The 18393-nt window shown below is 68.3% G+C and carries 17 protein-coding genes; 11 read left to right on the top strand and 6 right to left on the bottom strand.

What is annotated here, in order from left to right; all coding sequences use genetic code 11:
• Positions 1–13: 13 nt before the first annotated feature.
• From GON04_RS05000 to GON04_RS04980, 5 genes are all read left to right on the top strand, one after another.
• Positions 14–982: a Bug family tripartite tricarboxylate transporter substrate binding protein gene (locus tag GON04_RS05000; protein WP_157396848.1), complete on the top strand. Its 969-nt coding sequence runs from the start codon at positions 14–16 to the stop codon at positions 980–982.
• Entirely contained in the window at positions 979–2163 is a 1185-nt protein-coding gene (locus GON04_RS04995; protein WP_157396847.1) for a CaiB/BaiF CoA transferase family protein, read from the top strand. Before GON04_RS05000 ends, GON04_RS04995 begins: the two co-directional genes overlap by 4 nt.
• Positions 2160–2627, top strand: coding sequence for an FAS1-like dehydratase domain-containing protein (locus GON04_RS04990; protein ID WP_181653896.1), 468 nt, complete (start codon positions 2160–2162; stop codon positions 2625–2627). Before GON04_RS04995 ends, GON04_RS04990 begins: the two co-directional genes overlap by 4 nt.
• 84 nt (positions 2628–2711) lie before the next feature.
• Entirely contained in the window at positions 2712–3929 is a 1218-nt protein-coding gene (locus GON04_RS04985) for a M20 aminoacylase family protein (RefSeq protein ID WP_157396846.1), read from the top strand.
• Positions 3930–3967: 38 nt separating this feature from the next.
• On the top strand, positions 3968–4813 hold the full coding sequence (locus tag GON04_RS04980) for a 5'-3' exonuclease H3TH domain-containing protein (RefSeq protein WP_181653895.1): 846 nt from the start codon (positions 3968–3970) through the stop codon (positions 4811–4813).
• A 14-nt stretch (positions 4814–4827) separates the two neighbouring features.
• On the opposite strand, the gene GON04_RS04975 is transcribed toward GON04_RS04980, so the two are convergent.
• Both GON04_RS04975 and GON04_RS04970 read right to left on the bottom strand, forming a co-directional pair.
• Entirely contained in the window at positions 4828–5886 is a 1059-nt protein-coding gene (locus tag GON04_RS04975; RefSeq protein ID WP_198349222.1) for an Ldh family oxidoreductase, read from the bottom strand.
• A gap of 68 nt (positions 5887–5954) precedes the next feature.
• The gene (locus GON04_RS04970; protein ID WP_181653894.1) at positions 5955–6845 is read right to left on the bottom strand and encodes a LysR substrate-binding domain-containing protein; all 891 of its coding nucleotides are present in this window, start codon (positions 6843–6845) and stop codon (positions 5955–5957) included.
• A 104-nt stretch (positions 6846–6949) separates the two neighbouring features.
• Here GON04_RS04970 and GON04_RS04965 point away from each other — a divergent pair, with 104 nt between their 5' ends.
• A complete protein-coding gene (locus tag GON04_RS04965; protein ID WP_338050892.1) occupies positions 6950–7867 on the top strand; it encodes a dihydrodipicolinate synthase family protein in 918 nt (305 codons plus the stop codon).
• Between the two features lie 34 nt (positions 7868–7901).
• Here GON04_RS04965 and GON04_RS04960 read toward each other — a convergent pair whose 3' ends face one another.
• Positions 7902–8654 carry a FadR/GntR family transcriptional regulator gene (locus GON04_RS04960; RefSeq protein ID WP_232532941.1) on the bottom strand — a complete coding sequence of 251 codons (753 nt, stop codon included), beginning with the start codon at positions 8652–8654 and terminating at the stop codon, positions 7902–7904.
• Positions 8655–8725: 71 nt separating this feature from the next.
• Here GON04_RS04960 and GON04_RS04955 point away from each other — a divergent pair, with 71 nt between their 5' ends.
• The 3 genes from GON04_RS04955 (at position 8726) to GON04_RS04945 (ending at position 11588) form a co-directional block, all read left to right on the top strand.
• Entirely contained in the window at positions 8726–9694 is a 969-nt protein-coding gene (locus tag GON04_RS04955) for a Bug family tripartite tricarboxylate transporter substrate binding protein (protein ID WP_232532940.1), read from the top strand.
• A gap of 33 nt (positions 9695–9727) precedes the next feature.
• Positions 9728–10930, top strand: a complete 1203-nt coding sequence (locus GON04_RS04950; protein ID WP_157396842.1) for a mandelate racemase/muconate lactonizing enzyme family protein — start codon at positions 9728–9730, stop codon at positions 10928–10930.
• A gap of 112 nt (positions 10931–11042) precedes the next feature.
• Positions 11043–11588 (top strand): hemerythrin domain-containing protein, encoded by a 546-nt coding sequence (locus tag GON04_RS04945; RefSeq protein ID WP_157396841.1) that lies wholly within the window; start codon positions 11043–11045, stop codon positions 11586–11588.
• A 247-nt stretch (positions 11589–11835) separates the two neighbouring features.
• Here the strand turns inward: GON04_RS04945 and pflA are convergent, their stop codons facing one another.
• From pflA to GON04_RS04930, 3 genes are all read right to left on the bottom strand, one after another.
• Positions 11836–12702, bottom strand: a complete 867-nt coding sequence (gene pflA, locus GON04_RS04940; RefSeq protein ID WP_157396840.1) for a pyruvate formate-lyase-activating protein — start codon at positions 12700–12702, stop codon at positions 11836–11838.
• Positions 12703–12718: 16 nt separating this feature from the next.
• The gene (pflB, locus tag GON04_RS04935) at positions 12719–14977 is read right to left on the bottom strand and encodes a formate C-acetyltransferase (protein ID WP_157396839.1); all 2259 of its coding nucleotides are present in this window, start codon (positions 14975–14977) and stop codon (positions 12719–12721) included.
• Between the two features lie 278 nt (positions 14978–15255).
• On the bottom strand, positions 15256–15567 hold the full coding sequence (locus tag GON04_RS04930) for a DUF190 domain-containing protein (RefSeq protein ID WP_157396838.1): 312 nt from the start codon (positions 15565–15567) through the stop codon (positions 15256–15258).
• 369 nt (positions 15568–15936) lie between these two features.
• Here GON04_RS04930 and adhP point away from each other — a divergent pair, with 369 nt between their 5' ends.
• Both adhP and GON04_RS04920 read left to right on the top strand, forming a co-directional pair.
• Positions 15937–16968 carry an alcohol dehydrogenase AdhP gene (gene adhP, locus GON04_RS04925; protein ID WP_157396837.1) on the top strand — a complete coding sequence of 344 codons (1032 nt, stop codon included), beginning with the start codon at positions 15937–15939 and terminating at the stop codon, positions 16966–16968.
• A gap of 42 nt (positions 16969–17010) precedes the next feature.
• Positions 17011–18381: a family 1 glycosylhydrolase gene (locus GON04_RS04920; RefSeq protein ID WP_157396836.1), complete on the top strand. Its 1371-nt coding sequence runs from the start codon at positions 17011–17013 to the stop codon at positions 18379–18381.
• Positions 18382–18393 lie beyond the last annotated feature (12 nt).

Raw genomic sequence — 18393 nt, 5'->3', positions numbered from 1 at the left:
ACGGCACACCACCATGCTCCTTTCCCGTCGCATCCTCCTGGGCGCCGCCTCGGCCCTGTTCGCCACCACGGGCGCCTTCGCGCAGGCCTGGCCTGCCAAGCCCATCACCATGGTCGTTCCCTTCCCGCCGGGCGGCCCCACCGACCTGGTGGCGCGGGTGCTGGCCCAGAAGCTGACCGAGCAGCTCGGCCAGAGCGTCGTCGTCGACAACAAGGGCGGCGCCAACGGCAACATCGGCGCGCAGGCCGTGGCGCGCGCGCCCGCCGACGGCTACACCATCCTCTACAACACGTCGTCCATCACGCTGAGCCCGGCGCTGTACAAGAACCTGTCGTACAGCGTCGAGAAGGACTTCGCGCCGGTGGCGCTGACGGCCGTGGTGCCGCTGGCACTGGTGGTGCACCCGGGCGTGCCGGCCAACAACGTCAAGGAGTTCATCGCCTATGCCAAGGCCAACCCCGGCAAGCTGACCTACGGCTCCGCCGGCAACGGCAACGTGACCCACCTGGGCGCGTTCCAGTTCACCCAGGCCAATGGCATCGATGCCGTGCATGCGCCGTTCAAGGGCAGCGCCCCGGCCGACGTGGCGCTGGTCGCGGGCGAGATCCAGTACATGACCGACACGATCAACTCCGTGATGCAGTTCATCAAGGACAAGCGGATCAAGCTGCTGGCGGTCACCAGTGCCAAGCGCATGTCGCTGTTCCCGGACGTGCCCACGCTGGCCGAATCGGGCATGGCCGGCTTCGAGGTCGGCGCCTGGCAGGGCGTGATGGTGCCGGCCGCGACGCCCAAGGCGGTGGTCGACCGCCTGAACGCCGAGATCCTCAAGGCGCTGCAGAACCCCGACCTCAAGGCCAAGCTGGCCGGGCAGGGCGCCGAGCCGCTGGGCTCCACGCCCGCCGAGTACGGCGCCTACGTCAAGAAGGAGATCGCCCGCTGGGCGACCGTCGTGAAGGCCTCCGGAGTGACCATCGAATGAGACTGCCACTGGAAGGCGTGCGCGTGCTCGACCTGAGCGCCGTCGTGCTCGGGCCCTACGCGAGCCAGAACCTCGCCGACTACGGCGCGGACGTCATCAAGATCGAGCCGCCCGAGGGCGACTCCACGCGCAACACCGGCCCCAGCACCGAAGCCGGCATGGCTGCCATCTTCCTCGGCGTCAACCGGGGAAAGCGCAGCATGGTGCTGGACCTGAAGAAGCCCGAAGCCCGCGAGGCGCTGCTGCGCCTGGTCGATACCGCCGACGTGCTGATGCACAGCATCCGGCCGCAGAAGCTCCAGGCGCTGGGGCTGGAGCCCGACGCGCTGATGGCACGTAACCCGCGCCTGGTGTACGTGGGCCTGCACGGCTTCGGCGAGGACGGCCCGTACGGCGGCCGGCCGGCCTACGACGACATCGTCCAGGGCCTGTCGGGTTGTGCCGACCTGATGGACCGGCAGGCGGGCCATCCGCTGTACTTCCCGACGATCGCGGCCGACAAGACCTGCGGCCTGGTGGCCACGCACGCGATCCTGGCGGCCCTGTTCGCGCGCGAGCGCACCGGCAAGGGGTCGTACGTGGAGGTGCCGATGTTCGAGTCGATGGCCGCCTTCAACCTGGTCGAGCACTACTACGGGCACCACTTCGACCCGCCGCTGGCCGCCACCGGCTACCCGCGCGTCCTGGCCACGCACCGCAAGCCCTACCGCACCACCGACGGCTACGTCTGCATGATGGCGTACACCGACGCCCACTGGAAGCGCTTCTTCCTCGAGGCCGGCCGGCCCGACGCCGCGCAGGACCCGCGCTTCACGACCATGGCCGAGCGCACGCGCAACATTGCCGCGCTCTACGAGCTGGCGGCCGAGTGCGTCGCCTCCCGCAGCACGGCCGCGTGGCTCGACGTGTGCAACCGGCTGGAGATTCCCGCCGCGCCGGTCAACCGGCTCGAGGACCTCGAGCACGACGAGCACCTGCAGGCCACAAACTTCTTCCGCACCATCGACGACCCGCGCATGGGCAAGGTGCGCTTCCCGGCGCCTCCGGTGCGGATCGACCGGGAGGCGCTGCCCGTGACGATGGCTCCGCGGCTGGGGGAACACACGAGCGAACTGCTGCGCGAGGTGGGCCTCGATGAAGCCCAGCCCGCCCAGCCGTCCCGGCAAGGAGGTTTCCTGTGAGCGACAAGAACGCACTGCCCCTGCTCGGCCAGGGCTTCCACTGGCAGGACCTGCAGGTGGGCCAGGCCTTCCGCACCTACCGCCGCACCGTCACCGAGGCCGACCTGGTCGGCTTCATCGGCGTGACCGGCATGCTGGAGATGATCTTCATCGAGGCCGAGGGCGCGTCCACCGGCATCGGCGGCCGGCCGGTCCCGGGCGCGCTGACCTATGCCCTGATCGAAGGCTTCATCCTGCAGACGATGATCCAGGGCACCGGGCTGGCCATGCTCGAGCTGACGCAGAAGATCCTGGCGCCGGTGCGGGTCGGCGACACCATCCATGCGGTGGTCACGGTCACCGGCATCCGGCCCACCTCCCAGGGCAACCGCGCCATCGTCGATTCGGACATCGAGGTCTACAACCAGCGCAACGAGCTGGTGATGACGTACACGGCCAAGCGGATGCTGGCGGGGCGGGATTAGACGCCACGATCGTTTGTGCATCCGGAGGCCGCCTTCAGCTCGCGCAGGCCCCGGGTGACCTAGACTGGTGCCAAGGAAGCCGCCATGTCGTTCGAAATCGAAACCGCCGAGTCCGTCGAGAAGGTGCTGCCCGCCGTGCGCGATGTCGCCGCCGAGATGGTCAGGCTGAGGCACCAGATCCATTCCCACCCCGAGCTCGCCTTCGAAGAGCACGTCACCAGCGACCTGGTGGCTGCCCGCCTGTCCGAGTGGGGATACGAGGTGCACCGCGGCCTGGCCGGCACCGGCGTCGTGGGTACGCTGCGGCTGGGCCGGGGCGCGCGCCGCCTGGGCCTGCGCGCCGACATGGACGCGCTGCCGATCCAGGAGGCCACCGGCCTGCCGTACGCCAGCCAGGTGCCCGGCAAGATGCACGCCTGCGGCCACGACGGCCACACCAGCATCCTGCTGGCGGCAGCCCGCGTCATGGCGCGCGAGCGTGATTTCGACGGCACGCTGCACCTGATCTTCCAGCCGGCCGAGGAGGGCCTGGGCGGCGGCCGTCGCATGGTGGAGGAAGGCCTGTTCGAGCGCTTCCCCTGCGACGCCGTCTTCGCGCTGCACAACATGCCGGGCTTTCCGGCCGGCAAGTTCGGCTTCAAGGAAGGCCCGTTCATGGCCTCCTCGGACTCCGTCACGGTGACGGTCACCGGCCGTGGCGGCCACGGCTCCGCACCGCACCTCGCCGCCGACCCGGTGGTGGCCGCGGCCCACATCATCGTGGCGCTGCAGACCATCGTGTCGCGCAACGTGGACCCACGCGAGATGGCGGTGGTGTCGGTCGGCGCCATCCATGGTGGCGATGCGCCGAACGTGATCCCCGGCAGCGTGCTGATGCGGCTGACCGTGCGCGCCTACCGCCCCGAGATCCGCGCCATGCTGCGCGAGCGCATCACCCAGCTGGTGCAGTCGCAGGCGGCCACGCTCGGCGTGACGGCGGAGGTGGACTACCACTGGCGCTATCCCGCCCTGGTCAATGACGTGGAGTCGACGCGTTACGCGCGGCAGGTCGCGCTCGACTGGCTGGGCGAGGACGGCCTGTTGCCCGAGCTGGCGCCTCTCACCGGCAGCGAGGACTTCTCGTTCATGCTCGAGCGCTGCCCGGGCAGCTACCTGATCGTCGGCAACGGCGTGGGCGAGCACCACCGCACCGGCGGCTGCATGGTCCACAACCCGGGCTACGACTTCAACGACGCCATCCTGCCGATCGCGGCCAGCTACTGGGTGCAGCTGGTCCGGCGCTTCCTCGCGCGCCCAGCCTAGCTCTCCGCTTCGTCCTCCCGTGGCGTATCGTCGCAACGGTGATCATCGACCTCATCGACGGGACGTACGAACTGTTCCGCCACTTCTACGGCCTGCGCCGCTTCACCAAGGGCGATGACCGGCCGTTCGGCGCCGTCGTTGGTGTCCTGAATGGAACCCTGCAGCTGATCGAGAACCGCACGACCCACGTCGGCATTGCGACCGACCATGTGATCGAGTCGTTCCGGAACCGGCTCTGGCCGGGGTACAAGACCGGGGAGGGAATCGATCGCGCCTTGCGGGCCCAGTTCGAGCCGCTCGAGGAGGGGCTGGCAGCGATGGGCGTGGTCGTCTGGCCCATGACGGAACTCGAGGCCGATGATGCCCTCGCGAGCGCCGCACACCTGGCCGACCAGGAGCCGGCCGTGCAGAGGGTCCTGATCTGGACCCCCGACAAGGACCTGGCCCAGTGCGTGCGGGGCGACCGGGTGGTCCAGGTCGACCGCAGGGCCAACAAGATCCGCACGGCGAGCGACATCCGGGAGAAGTTCGGCGTTCCACCCGAGCTGATCCCTGACTTCTTGGCGCTGGTGGGGGATGCGGCGGACGGCTACCCCGGCATCCGGGGGATCGGCGCGGTGAGCGCCGCACGGCTACTCAACGAGTACGGTGCCATCGAGGCCTTCCCGGCAACGATCCTGGGCGACGACCTTCAAGCCGCGAAGCTCTTCAAGCGGCTCGCGACCCTCAGGACCGATGCCGCCCTGTTCAGGGACGTGGAGGCGTTGCGGTGGACCGGGCCCACGGCGTCCTTCCGTGCATGGACCGACCGGGTTGGCGCGCCCGGTTTGATGGAGAAGGCGCTCGCCGTGCAGGCGCTCGTCCAGGCGAGACGCCCCGAGTAGCCGTCGCCCGTCGATCAGCAGCCAGGCACCGACACCGCGAATTTCTCCGCCCAGGGGCGCAGCGCGTCCAGGATGCCGGGCGCCAGCACCACGCCGTCGCGCTCCTGCTGCGCCGCCAGCTTCTGGGCCGCCTCACCCGGCAGCCGCACCGGCTGGCCGCCGGGGCGCGGCGGGTTGGTCCGGCACGCTTCGGCGATCCGTTCCATCTGGGCGCGCAGGCCGGGCAGGCCGCCGAAGGCTTGCGGGTCCAGGATCTGCAGGAACACGGTGTTGTTGAACCTGAAGCCGGGCTGGTGCCGGCCGCGGTCGACCAGGCCCGCTGTCAGGGCCTCGACCATCAAGGCCAGGCCATAGCCCTTGTGGCCGGCGTCCTCGCCGCCCAGCGGCATCAGGGTGCCGCCGGCGCCGATCACGGCCGGGTCGTCAGTGGGCCGGCCCTGGCCGTCGAGGAGCCAGGGCCTGGGCAGCCTGCGGCCCTGCTTCTGCAGCCGCACCACCATGTTGTTGGTGGTGATAGAGGTGGAGATGTCGACCAGGATGGGCAGGCCCTCCGTGGGGCACCCCATGGACATGGGGCTGGGCGAGAACAGGCCCGTGCTGCCGCCGAAGGGCGCGACGCTGCCGCCGCCGGGCGCCGAGGAATGCAGGAGCATCACCAGCCCCTGGTCGGTGGCGCGCTGCAGGTAGGCCGACAGGCTGCCGATGTGGTGTGCGTTGCGGATGGCCACCGTGGCCGTGCCGTGGATGCGGGCGCGCGGGATGGCCGCGTCCAGGGCCCGCAGCACCAGCCACTGGCCGGGCAGCTGGCGGCCGTCCCAGGTCAGCGTGGCAGGGCGGTCGGCGACGACCTCGGGCTCGCCGGTGGCGGCCATGGTGCCGTTGCCCAGGTGCTCGAGGTAGGCCGGCAGCAGGTTCAGGCCATGGGTGTCATGGCCCATCAGGTCGGCGGCCACCAGGATGTCGGCGACGTCGCCGGCGCGGTCCGCGGCCAGGCCCGCCGTCTGCAGCAGCTGGGAGGCGAACGCACGCAGCGCGGCGGCGGCGATGCGCGGAGAAGGGGCGAGGGTGGTCATGGCGTTCATGGTCTCACTGGCAATGCGAAAGGCGGGAAGCCGGGATGCACGCGGGGCTGCGCAGCCATTCAGGAACCGAATTCGGCGAGCAGCGCGCCGCGCACCCTGTCGACAAGGTCGTTGCGGCTGGCGCGCCGCCAGGCCAGGTGCAACTCCGCGTGCAGGCCGACGCCGTTCTCGAGTTCGCGGAAGGCGACACCCTCGAAGCGCAGCCGGGTGGCCGACTGCGGCACCAGGGCCACGCCCAGGCCGGCGTCGACCAGCGACACGATGGTGTGGGTGTGGCTGAGCGATTGCACCACCACCGGAGCGATGCCGTCGGCGCGCAGCCGGCCGGCCACCATCTCGTAGAGGTAGCGTGTTTCGGAGGGGCTGTATTCGATGAAGGCCTGGCCCTCCAGCGCCGCCAGCGGCACCGCGCCGGCTCCCGCCAGGGCGTGCCCGGCCGGCATGGCCAGCACCAGGGGTTCACGCAGTAGCACCGCCGATTCGACGAAGCTGCGCGGCGCGAACGGCCGGACCACCGACAGCTCGATGCGGCCGGCGCCCAGGGCCTCGAGCTGGTCGTCCGTCTGCATCTCGCGCAGGGCCAGGTGCACCTCCGGCAGGGCCTGGCGGCAGGCGGCCAGCAGACGGGGCAGCAACGCGAAACTGGCCGGCGGCACGAACCCCAGGGTGACGCAGCCGGCGTCGGCCCGCACGGCGCGCTGGGCCGCCATGGTGGCCGCCTGGGCGCGCCGCAGGATGTCCTCCGCCTCCCGCAGGAAGACGGACCCCGCCGGAGTGAGCCGCACGCTGCCGCCGGCGCGCTCCAGCAGCCGCACGCCCAGCTCGTGCTCCAGCAGCTGGATCTGCCGGGTCAGCGGCGGCTGGGTCATGTGCAGCAGGGCGGCGGCGCGGCCGAAATGCAGTTCGGTGGCGACCGCCACGAAGCAGCGGAGGTGGGACAGCTGGAACACGATTCAGATTTTGGATGGCGCCATCGACGGTTTGGATTGGACGCTGGCGGCGCCCCTGCCTAGAGTCGGCGACTTGTTCCAGGATGTCCTGGCGGGAGGCACGCGTGAGTTCATTCCAAGGCCCGTCGCTGCGCAAGGCGCTCGATGGTATTTCAGGCATCCTCGTCACCCCGTTCGACGCCGACGACCGGCTGGCGCCGGGACCGCTGCGGCCCGTCGTCGACCGCGCCGTCGACGCCGGCGTGCACGTCCTGGTGGCCAACGGCAACACCAGCGAGTTCTACGGCCTGCAGGCCGCCGAGGCCGAGCGCATGGTGCACGTGGCCGCCGACTGCATCGCCGGCCGCGTGCCGCTGCTCGGCGGCGTGGGCCGCAGCGTCCAGGAGGCCTGCGCGCTGGCCAGGGTCTCGCGCCAGGCGGGCGCCGACGCGCTGATGGTGCACCAGCCGCCCGACCCCTTCGTGGCGCCGCGCGGCGTGGTCGACTACGTGCGCCGCATCGCCGAGGCCGCCGACAGCCTGCCGCTGGTGCTGTACCTGCGCAACGACAACATCGGCCTCAAGGCCGTCGAGCAGCTCTGCCGGCTGCCCCAGGTCATTGGCGTCAAGTGGGCTTCGCCCACGCCCCTGGTGCTGGCCGAGGCGATCCGCCGCACCGCCGACCTGAAGCTGGCCTGGGTGGGCGGGCTGGCCGAGGTCTGGGCGCCGCCGCTGTACGCCGTGGGTGCGCGCGGCTTCACCTCGGGCCTGATCAACGTGCTGCCGCAGCGCTCGGTGGCCATCTACGACGCGCTGGAGGCGGCCGACTATCCCCTGGCCATGCGCCTGATCGGCGAGATGCTGCCGTTCGAGGAACTGCGCGCCCAGGAGAACAACGGCGCCAACGTCACGGTCGTGAAGGCGGCCCTGCAGCTGATGGGCAACGACTGCGGCGCCACCCGGCCGCCGTCCGCCTGGCCGCTCACCGATGCCGCGCAGGCCGAGCTGCGCAAGCTGATGGCCGGCTGGAACGCCCTCGCCTGACAGCAGGCGGACCGTTCCGCCCGGACGCGCCGGCTCAGGACTTCCGTGCGGGGTTCGACTGGATGCGCACGACGGCCCGGTCGATGAGCGCCAGCACCGCCTTCTCGGCAGCGGTTGCGTTCCCGCCTTCGATGGCGTCGAGCAGCTTCCGGTGCAGCTTGAGGGCCTGGGGATCGGCGACGCCGTCGGCGGACGCCTGGAAGCTCGTGGCCCAGACGGCGGAGAGGGCCGTCTCCAGCTGCATGATGAAGGCATTGCCGCAGGCGCGGACCACGGCACCATGGAAGCGCAGGTCCGCCTCGATGTAGGCGCCGCGCGCCTTGGCGTCCGCCATCGCGGTGAAGGCATTGCGGATCGCCGCGACGTCCGCCGGCGAGGCCCTCTGGGCCGCGAGCTTGGCGGCCAGCGGCTCGATCGCCTGCCGCAGCTCCATCAGGTCCTCGATCAGCCGCTTGCCGGGCGCGGCGTGCTGCCATTCCAGGACGGACGGGTCGAACAGGTTCCACTGGTCGCGTGGCTGCACGCGCGTGCCGGTGCGTGGACGGATGGACACCAGGCCCTTGGCGGCCAGGCTCTTCATCGCCTCCCGGATGATGAGGCGGCTCGCCCCGTAGGTCTCGGCGAGCTGGGGCTCGGTGGGCAGCTGGCTCCCTTCGGCGAACTGCCCCTTCACGATGCTGCTGCCCAGGGCCTCGACGATCTGGTGGTGGAAGTTCCGTAGCGGGGAGGTCGGCATGGCCCGCAGGATACCTGCGTCGAGCGGGCCGTCGACCATTGATCGAATCATATAATGATTGTACGATCTGACGATGCCCGGCAGCCACTGGCGCCGGTGAACCCAAGAGAAGGAGACCCTCGATGCGAAAGTGCTTGACCCGCCTGGTCCTCGCGGCCGGCTGTGTCCTTGGAATGGTCGGGCCGGCGGCGGCCCAGGAGTTCCCCTCCAGGCCGATCAAGCTGATCGCGCCGGTGCCGCCCGGCGGCTCCGGCGACTTGGTCACGCGGTTGTTCGCCACCGCAGCCGCCAGGGACCTGGGCCAGCAGATCGTCGTCGAGAACCGGCCCGGCGCCACCGGCAACATCGGGACCATCGCGGCCGTCAAGTCGCCGGCGGACGGCTACACCATCTTCCTGTGCAGCATCGGCAACTGCTCGGTCAATTCGAGCCTGTACGCCAAGCCCGGCTTCGACCTGTTCCGGGACATCGCGCCGGTCATCCTGCTGGGGTCGTCCATCAACGTGCTGACGGTGAACAAGGACACCGGCATCACCAGCGTGCAGGAGCTGCTGGCCAAGGCGAAAGCCGGCCCGGTCAGCTATGCGTCGTCCGGTGTCGGCGCATCCAACCATCTCGGCGGCGAGCTGCTGAAGAAGATGACCGGCGTGCCGCTGCTGCATGTCCCCTACAAGGGCTCGGGTCCCGCCATCACGGACCTGATGGGCGGCCAGGTCCAGGTCTTCTTCGACAACGAGCCCTCGATCCTGCCCTTCATCAAGTCCGATCGCATCCGCGCCATCGCCGTCACCGGCACCAAGCGCTCGCCGAACCTGCCCGAGGTCCGGACGATGGAGGAACTGGGCTTCAAGGGCTTCGTCATCGAGCCCTGGTACGGCATCGGCGCGCCGGCCGGCGTGCCGGAGCCCGTGATCAAGCGGCTGAACGCAGCCTTCAACAAGGCCCTGCAGGATCCAGCCCTGCGCAAGACGCTGGCCGAGTCCGGCATCGCCCCGCTCGGCGGCGACGCGTCCGTGCTGGCCCGGCACATCAAGTCCGAACATGACAAGTGGGCGGAGCTGGTCCGCTCGCAGCAGATCACCGCCGACTGACCGCCGTCGACCCATCCCCGCCGAGTTGCCGCCATGAAGATCACCGCCATCGAGACCACGCGACTGAAGTCGCATCCCAACATCCTCTGGGTCGAGATCCACACCGACGCCGGCATCACCGGACTGGGCGAGACCTTCCGCGGCGCGGAAGCCGTCGAGACCTACATCCACAGCATGGCCGCGCCGCTGCTGCGCGGCCAGAACCCGTTGGACATCGAGCGCCTGCACAAGATCCTGCTGCGCGGCTATCTCGGCTTCAACGGCAGCGGCGTCGAGACGCGCGCCGCCTCGGCCATCGACATCGCGCTGTGGGACATCTTCGGCAAGCTGACGGGCCAGCCGGTCTACCAGCTGCTCGGCGGTGCGTGCCACGAGCGCATGCGCACGTACAACACCTGTGCCGGCGCCGACTACAACGCCAAGGCCGTGCAGCGGCGTCTGGTGCAGGCCGGTGCGGGGAAGGCGCGCGGCCGCTACGACGACCAGGTCGCGTTCATCGAGAGCCCCGCCGAACTGGCGCACAGCCTGATCGAGGAGGGCTTCAGTGCCATGAAGATCTGGCCCTTCGACGCCGCCGCGACGGCGACCGACGGGCAGTACGTCAGCGCCGAGTCCATGCGCCAGGGGCTGGAGGTGTTCGAGAAGATCCGGCTGGCCGTCGGTGACAGGATCGAGGTGATGTGCGAACTCCACTCGATGTGGAACGTCACCTCCGCCCTCTCGATCGCGCGCGAGCTGAAGCAGTACCGGCCGTTCTGGGCCGAGGACCCCGTCAAGATGGACAGCCCCGGCGCGCTGGCGGACTACCGGCGCGGCGCGGGCATTCCGGTGTGCGGCAGCGAGACGCTGGCGGCGCAGGGCTCGTTCCGCGACCACCTGGCCGCGCATTCCCTCGACTACGTGATGCTGGACCTGTCCTGGTGCGGCGGTCTCACCGAAGGCCGGAAGATCGCGAGCCTGGCGGATGCCTACCAGAAGCCGATCGCGCCGCACGACTGCACCGGCCCGGTGGTGCTCTGGGCATCGCTGCACCTGGCGCTGGCATCGCCCAACGCCATCTTCCAGGAGGTGGTGCGCGCCTTCCTCGCCACGTTCTACCGCGACCTGGTGACCGAGCTGCCGGTGCTGGAGCAAGGCTTCCTGCTGCGTCCCACGGCACCGGGCCTGGGCACCGAGCTGGCACCGGCCGTCAAGGCCGACCCCGAAGCGGTGATCCGCCGGACCGAGTTGTCGTAAGGCCGCGGCCCGCCGGGGAACGGCGACCCGATCCCGTGAAAGCGTGTGCGAGGCCTCGCCTGACGGGCCGCACAGGTGCAGAATGCAAGAGACCGAATCCTAAGGAAGTCGAATGCTGGCATCCGGGTCCGCATGGAGGGTTCTCGAGGCTGAGCATGCCCGGTTGCGGCATTTGCTCGACGCCATCGTGCGCAGTCTCGACGACGACGCGTGGCAGGACCCGGGGCCGCAATTGGACCTGCTTCGGGCACGGATCCAGGAATTCCAGGACTTCGAAGTCCAGACGCACCGGCCCAAGGGTGTTGTCCTGCTCAGCTCCCTTCGGGGCCGGCTGGCCGAAGCCGACAGGCTGCTCGATGACATCGAGGAAGAGGGCCAGAAGTGCGAAGACCTCCAGGCCCAGGCGGTCACCATGCTCGAGAGCGTCGGGAACGGCGCCGATCCCGATCGGGCCGTCATCGCATCGCTGTTGCGACAGCATTGCGAACGCATGATTCGGCAACTCGATCTGGAGGACACGGCCTTGAAGGCCTACACCGCGCAGTTGCTGACACCGCAAGAATGGTCCCGCGTGGCGTCATCGATTTCGCAGGAGGTTCAAAGAGCGAGGCGTGCCTCATCGCCGGGCAAGAACCAGGGGCGCCGTCCGGAGGGGTGACTGCAAGCCTGCCCCAACGGGCAGGGGTTGATCAAGGCAGGCAAGCTCAAGGCGCTCGCCGTCCTGACCCCCGAGCCGGTTGCTTCGTTGCCCGGCGTCCCGACGGCGGCGTCCCAGGGCTTTCGGGGCTGCAGGTCTCCGCGCCGCAATTCGTCGGCGTGCCAAAGGGGACGCCAGATGACATCGTTGCGCGGATCGGTGCGGCCTTCCGGAGATCGCCCGCAGCCGATAGCTTCCGTAGCCGAGTTCAGTACACCGTCAGGCCGCGGCTGCGGAACTGCCCGCGCACGCGCTCCGTGAGCGCGGCATCGGGCGGCTGGGTATCTTCGAGCGTGTATGCCAGGCCCAGCCGTTGCCATTTGTCGCGACCCATCTGGTGGAAGCGCAGGATCTCGACGCGCTCCGTGCTCTTCAGTGTCGCGCACAGGTCGGCCAGCTTCTCGACGTTGTCCCAGTCGTCGGTGAGGCCGGGCACGAGCACGAATCGTATCCATACCGGCCGCCCCAGGTCGGACAGGCGCCGCGCATAGGCGAGGGTGGGTGCCAGCGGCTGGCGGGTTACGCGTTCGTAGGTGCCGGGATCGCTGGATTTGATGTCCAGCAACTGCAGGTCGACCTCCATGAGGTCCGCGTCGCTCATGCGCTCGCCCAGGCGCCCGGAGGTGTCCAGGCAGGTGTGAAGGCCCAGCTGCCTGCAGCGGCGGAAGATTTCCATCATGAAGGCCCGCTGCACCATCGGCTCGCCGCCGGAGAGCGTGATGCCGCCGCGGCTGATCTTGAGCACTTGCGCGTATCTCCCGATCTGGCGCATCGCGCGTGACACGGTGACGCCTTGTCCGTTGTGCTTGTGCCAGGTGTCCGGGTTGTGGCAGTACTGGCAGCGCAGCAGGCAACCCGTGAGAAACGCGACGAAGCGTAGTCCCGGACCGTCGACGGTGCTGCCCACTTCCCAGGAGTGGACATAGCCCACTAGATCGTCGCTCGCCGGGTCGTCGCCGGTCTGGTCGATTTCGTCGGCAGGATCGATGGCGTCATAAGCGTGTGCCCGGACAGCTGCCGCCGAGCTGCGCGACAGGTGCAGTTCGTAGCGGCTGCCGATCAGCGTCTGCGCCATCGCCAGTTACCCAGGCCTACATGCTGGCGTGGAAGGTCCGGTTGATCACGTCCAGCTGTTGCTCCCGCGACAGCTTGACGAAATTCACCGCGTATCCAGACACCCGGATCGTCAGTTGCGGATAGTTGACCGGGTGCGCCATGGCGTCTTGCAGCGTCTCGCGATTGAGCACGTTGACGTTCACGTGGAAGCCCCCGCTCGAGAAATAGGCGTCCAGCGCGCCGGTTCCGCGCAGTAGCCGCTCCTCATCGCTGCCCAGGGCGGTGGGCACCACGGACATCGTCAGCGAGATGCCATCCTCGGCGTCGTCATAGGGGATCTTGGCCACCGACATCAGCGTTGCCAGCGCGCCGTGGGTGTCTCGGCCGTTGGAAGGGTTGGCCCCGGGCGCGAAGGGCTCGCCCTGGCGGCGGCCGTCGGGCGTGTTGCCCGTGCTCTTGCCGTACACCACGTTGGAGGTGATGGTGAGCACCGATTGCGTATGGACCGCAGCGCGGTAGCTCGGGTATTGGCGGATCTTGCCCATCATCATCGACACCAGCATGCGGGCCAGCTCGTCCGCGCGATCGTCGTTGTTGCCATAGCAGGGAAACTCGCCCTCGACGTCAAAGTCGACGATGAGACCGCCTTCGCCGCGCACCGGCTTCACGCGCGCGTGCTTGATTGCCGAGAGGCTGTCGGCCGCATGCGACAGCCCGGCGATGCCGCAGGCCAGCGTGCGCAGGATGTCGCGGTCGTGCAGCGCCATCTCGATGGCCTCGTAGCAGTACTTGTCGTGCATGTAGTGGATGACGTTGAGCGCGTTCACGTAAATGCGGGCCAGCCAGTCCATCATGGTGTCGAGGCGCTTCATCACCTCCTCATAGCGGAGGACACCGTCCTCGATGGGCGCCAGCTCGGGTCCCACCTGCTCGCCGCTCAATTCATCGCGCCCGCCGTTCAGGGCATACAGCAGCGTCTTGGCCAGGTTGACGCGCGCGCCGAAGAACTGCATCTGCTTGCCCAAGCGCATGGCCGAAACGCAGCAGGCGATGGCGCAGTCGTCGCCCCATTTCGGTCGCATCAGTTCGTCCGACTCGTACTGGATGGCGCTGGTGTCGATCGAGGTCTTGACTGCGAATCTCTTGAAGCCCTCGGGCAGGTGCGGCGACCAGAACACGGTGAGGTTGGGCTCGGGCGCCGGTCCCAGGTTGTGCAGGGTCTGCAGCATTCGGAAGGCCGTTTTGGTGACCAGCGTGCGCCCGTCCTCGCCCATGCCGCCCACCACCTCGGTGACCCAGACGGGATCGCCGGAGAAGAGCTGGTTGTACTCGGGGGCGCGCAGAAAGCGTACCAGCCGCCACTTGATCACCAGGTCGTCGATGATTTCCTGGGCCTGAGATTCGTCGAGCGTGCCGTCGCGCAGGTCGCGCTCGAAATAGATGTCCCAGAAGGTGGACAGCCGCCCGGCCGACATCGCGGCGCCGTTCTGCTGCTTGATCGCGGAGAGATACCCGAAGTAGGTCCACTGCACCGCTTCGCGCGCGTTGCCCGCCGGACCCGAGATGTCGAAGCCGTAGCGCGCGGCCATCTCCTTGAGTTCATGCAGCGAGCGGAGCTGCTCGGCCAGTTCCTCGCGCAGCCGGATCACGTCCTCGGTCGAGTGCAGCGGGTCGAGCTCGCCCTTCTCCCGCTGCTTGTCCGCGACCAGGAAGTCGATGCCATACAGCGCCACGCGCCGGTAGTCGCCGATGATGCGGCCACGGCCGTAGGAATCGGGCAGGCCGGTGACCAGGCCCGAGGAACGCGCCTTCCTGATCTCGGGCGTGTAGGCATCGAAGACGCCGTCGTTATGCGTCTTGCGGTACTTGGTGAAGATCTCCGCGAGACGGGAGTCCGGCTCGTAGCCGTAGGCCTTCAGGCTCCCTTCAACGACGCGCCAGCCGCCGAAGGGCATGATCGCGCGTTTGAGTGGGGCATCGGTCTGCAGGCCGACGATGATTTCGCATTCCCGGTCGATGTAGCCCGGCGCGTGCGCCAGGATGCCGGAGGGAATCTGCGACACGTCCAGCACGCCTTTCTCGCGCTCTTGCGCCAGCAGCGGCAGCAGTTGCTGCCACAAGGCTCGGGTGCGCGGCGTCGCGCCTTGCAGGAAGCTGCCGTCACCTTCGTGCGGGGTGTAGTGGCGCTGGATGAATTCGCGGACGTCGACCTGCTGTCGCCAAGTGCCAGGCGAAAATCCGCGCCAGGGTCCTTCGGTCTGCGTGTTCGCAAGCTTGTAGTCGACGTCCAACATGTGCGCTCCCTGGAATGAGGTGAGCAGGTCGCTGGGATGACCCGAGGCGGCACAACAAGGCTAGGCCCGCGGTGGGAAAGGGTCAAGCGGTCGGGAGTTCACATCGGCTGAGTCGCGCGAGTGAAACTGGGCCTTCGAGTTCGAGCACTTCGGAGCGGCCCGGCAACAAGCCGCCGGTGACACCGTCCCCAGAAGGCGCCAAGCTGCATGGAAGCTTCAGTCGCAACCGGTCCGGCCCTTGTTCGCGTGCCATCTCGGTGGTTCGTGCGCTCTCGTGACTACAGCGTCTCGAACTCGACCGCTTCCTTCACATAGAACAAGTCCTTGATGCCGTCGCGCTTCAACGACGCGATGAACTGGTCTGACTCCTCGTCGCTCAGAATCATCGTGATCACCACCGGCTGATCCGCCAGCTGGAAGAAATAGGGCGGCTCAATGCGCCGGTGGTGCCCGAAGCCGAGTGAAGCCATCATCACCGTCGCGCCGCGGATGCCTTGCGCGCACGCCGACCTGACCACCCATTCCCAGAGCGGCTGGTTCTCATGCCGCTTGTTGCGCCCCGTGTAGAACTCCAGCCGCACTCCGTTCATGGCGTCCCCTTCCGGTATCTGGACGTGTGGAAAGCATCAGCACCTCGCAATCTCAGCAACGGGCGCCGGGGTAGGAGCCTAACCATTGCGCCAATTCCCGGGTATCAGACCTTGGTCCTACCGCAGGGCGGCTTCGGGCGTCGGGGCCAGATCCCGGGCTGCTGAACGAAGCGTTGCTGCATTCATCGAAACCGGTGCATGCGGGCACACTGGACGCTGCTGTGACCGACCGCACGAAACCGTCCGCCATGGCGGGAGCGTGTCCGACGTGCACGTTCAGGGCGTATTGGACCAAAGTCCAATGTCTCCGTAGATGTGCTTCCCGGGGCGGCGCGCAAAATCATCGGTCCTGTCCAGAGGAGTCCAATCATGGCGAAGATGAAGGCAGCCGTCGTCCATTCCTTCCGCCAGCCGCTCGTCATCGAGGAGGTTCCGGTTCCCGAGGTGCCGCGCAACCGCGTGCTGGTGAAGGTGGCGGCATCGGGCGTGTGCCACACCGACCTGCATGCGGCCGACGGCGACTGGCCGGTCAAGCCGTCCTTGCCCTTCATCCCGGGGCACGAGGGCGTGGGCCACGTGTCCGCCGTGGGTGCGGACGTGAAGAACGTGCGAGAGGGCGACCGGGTGGGCGTTCCCTGGCTGCACACCTCGTGCGGGCACTGCGAGTTCTGCATCACCGGCTGGGAGACGCTGTGCGACCAGCAGCAGATGACGGGGTACACCGTCAACGGTGGCTATGCCGACTACGTGCTGGCCGACCCGGGCTACGTCGGCCACCTTCCGTCCAACGTCGGATTCACCGAGATCGCGCCCATCCTGTGTGCCGGCGTCACCGTCTACAAGGGCCTGAAGGCGCTGGATTGCAAGCCGGGCGACTGGGTCGTGATCTCGGGCATCGGCGGGCTCGGCCACGTGGCGGTGCAGTACGCCAAGGCCATGGGCTTGCACGTCGCGGCCGTGGATGTGGGCGACGACAAGCTGGCGCTGGCCCGCAAGCTGGGTGCCGACATGACGGTGAACGCCTCCACGCAGGACCCGGTGCAGGTGATCCAGAAGGAACTGCGCGGTGCGCACGGTGTGCTGGTCACGGCGGTGTCGCGGGCGGCGTTCGGGCAGGCGCTGGGCATGCTGCACAAGCGCGGGACCATGTCCATGGTGGGCCTGCCGCCGGGCGACTTCCCGCTGCCCATCTTCGACATGGTGCTCAATGCCAAGACGGTGCGCGGCTCCATCGTGGGCACGCGCAAGGACCTGCAGGAGGCCATCGCATTCGCGGCTGAGGGCAAGGTCAGGACCGTGTGCAGCACCGATTCGTTGGACAACGTGAACGACGTGCTGAACCGACTGCGCGACGGCCACATCGAGGGCCGGGTCGTGCTGCGAATGACGGCGGAGGCCTGAAGCCCGACGAGTTCAATCCCACCCCATGCGACGAGGGCTGCCATGCTGACCTTCATGTTCGCCACCGGCATCGAGAACAGCGACCCGACCATCGACAACGGCCGCCGGCGTATCGACGAACTCGAGAAGTGCGGCTTCTACCAGCACTGGCGCACCGACTTCGAACTGGTGCAGGACATGGGCATCCGCTTCCTGCGCTACGGGCCGTCGATCCACAACACATGGCTGGGCGACGGCCGCTACGACTGGGCCTTCTCCGACGAGACGCTTGCCGACCTCAAGCGGCGCGACATCGTGCCGATCGTGGACCTCTGCCACTTCGGGGTGCCAGATTGGGTCGGGAATTTTCAGAACCCCGACTTTCCCGGACTTTTCGAAGGCTATGCGCGCGACTTCGCGGCCCGCTACCCGTGGGTGCAGCTCTACACGCCGGTCAACGAAATGTTCATCTGCGCCACCTTCTCCGGCCGGTGGGGGTGGTGGAACGAGCAGATGAACACCGACAGGGGCTTCGTCACCGCGCTCAAGCACCTGGTGAAGGCCAACATCCTTGCGATGCACGCCATCCTGGACGTCCGCGCGGACGCCCTGTTCATCCAGAGCGAATCGTCGGAGCACTTCCATCCCCAGAGCGCGGCCGCCATCCCCCATGCAGACGCCTTCAACGAGCAGCGTTTCCTCTCCCTGGACCTGAACTATGGTGTCGACGTCTCCGCAGGCATGCTGGAGTACCTGATGGACGGAGGGATGACTGCTGAGGAATACCGATTCTTCAGGGTCAGGAACCTGCGGCCCTACTGCATCATGGGCAACGACTACTACAGGACCAACGAGCATCTCGTCTGGCCGGATGGCAGAACCGAGGCCGCCGGCGAGATCTTCGGCTACCACACGATCACGCAGCAATACCATGAGCGCTACCGCCTGCCGGTGATGCACACGGAGACGAACTTGATCCAGGGGCCTGTGGGGGACGAGGCGGTTTCCTGGCTCCACAAGGAGTGGGCTAACGTCCTGCGCATCCGCCGCAGCGGCGTGCCGGTCCTCGGCTTCACCTGGTACTCGCTGACGGACCAAGTCGACTGGGACGTCGCACTCCGGGAAGACCGCGGGACGGTGAATCCGCTGGGACTCTTCGACCTGGACCGCAACATCCGGCCGGTCGGACGCGCTTACAAGGAACTGATCGCCGGCTGGTCGAAGTGGCTGCACGCCCAGAGCATCTGCCTGACGATCCCCGTCTTCAGTCCGTCCCAGCAGGACGACCCACTGGTGATCCAGGAGCGAGCGGAGGCACATGCGAATTGGCTGAGCGGCGGCCGCGCCGCCCGCCCGGAGCTGGCACCTCGGGAGCCGCTCGGTAGCCGCAAGGCGCCAGTGGCGCCGTCCGCGCAGGGCGCCAAGCTGCATTGAAGATTCGATTGC

It is taken from the genome of Ramlibacter pinisoli (assembly GCF_009758015.1).
GTDB classification, from domain to species: domain Bacteria; phylum Pseudomonadota; class Gammaproteobacteria; order Burkholderiales; family Burkholderiaceae_C; genus Ramlibacter; species Ramlibacter pinisoli.
The sequence above is the reverse complement of the archived record's forward strand: the minus strand, read 5'-3'. Positions and strand labels throughout refer to the sequence as shown.

Excerpts from the sequence above, each read along its gene's own strand:
- GON04_RS04975 (WP_198349222.1), bottom strand. The coding sequence starts at position 5,886 with ATGACCACCCTCGCCCCTTCTCCGCGCATCGCCGCCGCCGCGCTGCGT.
- GON04_RS04955 (WP_232532940.1), top strand. The coding sequence starts at position 8,726 with ATGCGAAAGTGCTTGACCCGCCTGGTCCTCGCGGCCGGCTGTGTCCTT.
- pflB (WP_157396839.1), bottom strand. The coding sequence starts at position 14,977 with ATGTTGGACGTCGACTACAAGCTTGCGAACACGCAGACCGAAGGACCC.
- pflA (WP_157396840.1), bottom strand. The coding sequence starts at position 12,702 with ATGGCGCAGACGCTGATCGGCAGCCGCTACGAACTGCACCTGTCGCGC.
- GON04_RS05000 (WP_157396848.1), top strand. The coding sequence starts at position 14 with ATGCTCCTTTCCCGTCGCATCCTCCTGGGCGCCGCCTCGGCCCTGTTC.
- GON04_RS04995 (WP_157396847.1), top strand. The coding sequence starts at position 979 with ATGAGACTGCCACTGGAAGGCGTGCGCGTGCTCGACCTGAGCGCCGTC.
- GON04_RS04950 (WP_157396842.1), top strand. The coding sequence starts at position 9,728 with ATGAAGATCACCGCCATCGAGACCACGCGACTGAAGTCGCATCCCAAC.
- GON04_RS04920 (WP_157396836.1), top strand. The coding sequence starts at position 17,011 with ATGCTGACCTTCATGTTCGCCACCGGCATCGAGAACAGCGACCCGACC.
- GON04_RS04945 (WP_157396841.1), top strand. The coding sequence starts at position 11,043 with ATGCTGGCATCCGGGTCCGCATGGAGGGTTCTCGAGGCTGAGCATGCC.
- GON04_RS04930 (WP_157396838.1), bottom strand. The coding sequence starts at position 15,567 with ATGAACGGAGTGCGGCTGGAGTTCTACACGGGGCGCAACAAGCGGCAT.
- GON04_RS04985 (WP_157396846.1), top strand. The coding sequence starts at position 2,712 with ATGTCGTTCGAAATCGAAACCGCCGAGTCCGTCGAGAAGGTGCTGCCC.
- adhP (WP_157396837.1), top strand. The coding sequence starts at position 15,937 with ATGGCGAAGATGAAGGCAGCCGTCGTCCATTCCTTCCGCCAGCCGCTC.
- GON04_RS04960 (WP_232532941.1), bottom strand. The coding sequence starts at position 8,654 with ATGATTCGATCAATGGTCGACGGCCCGCTCGACGCAGGTATCCTGCGG.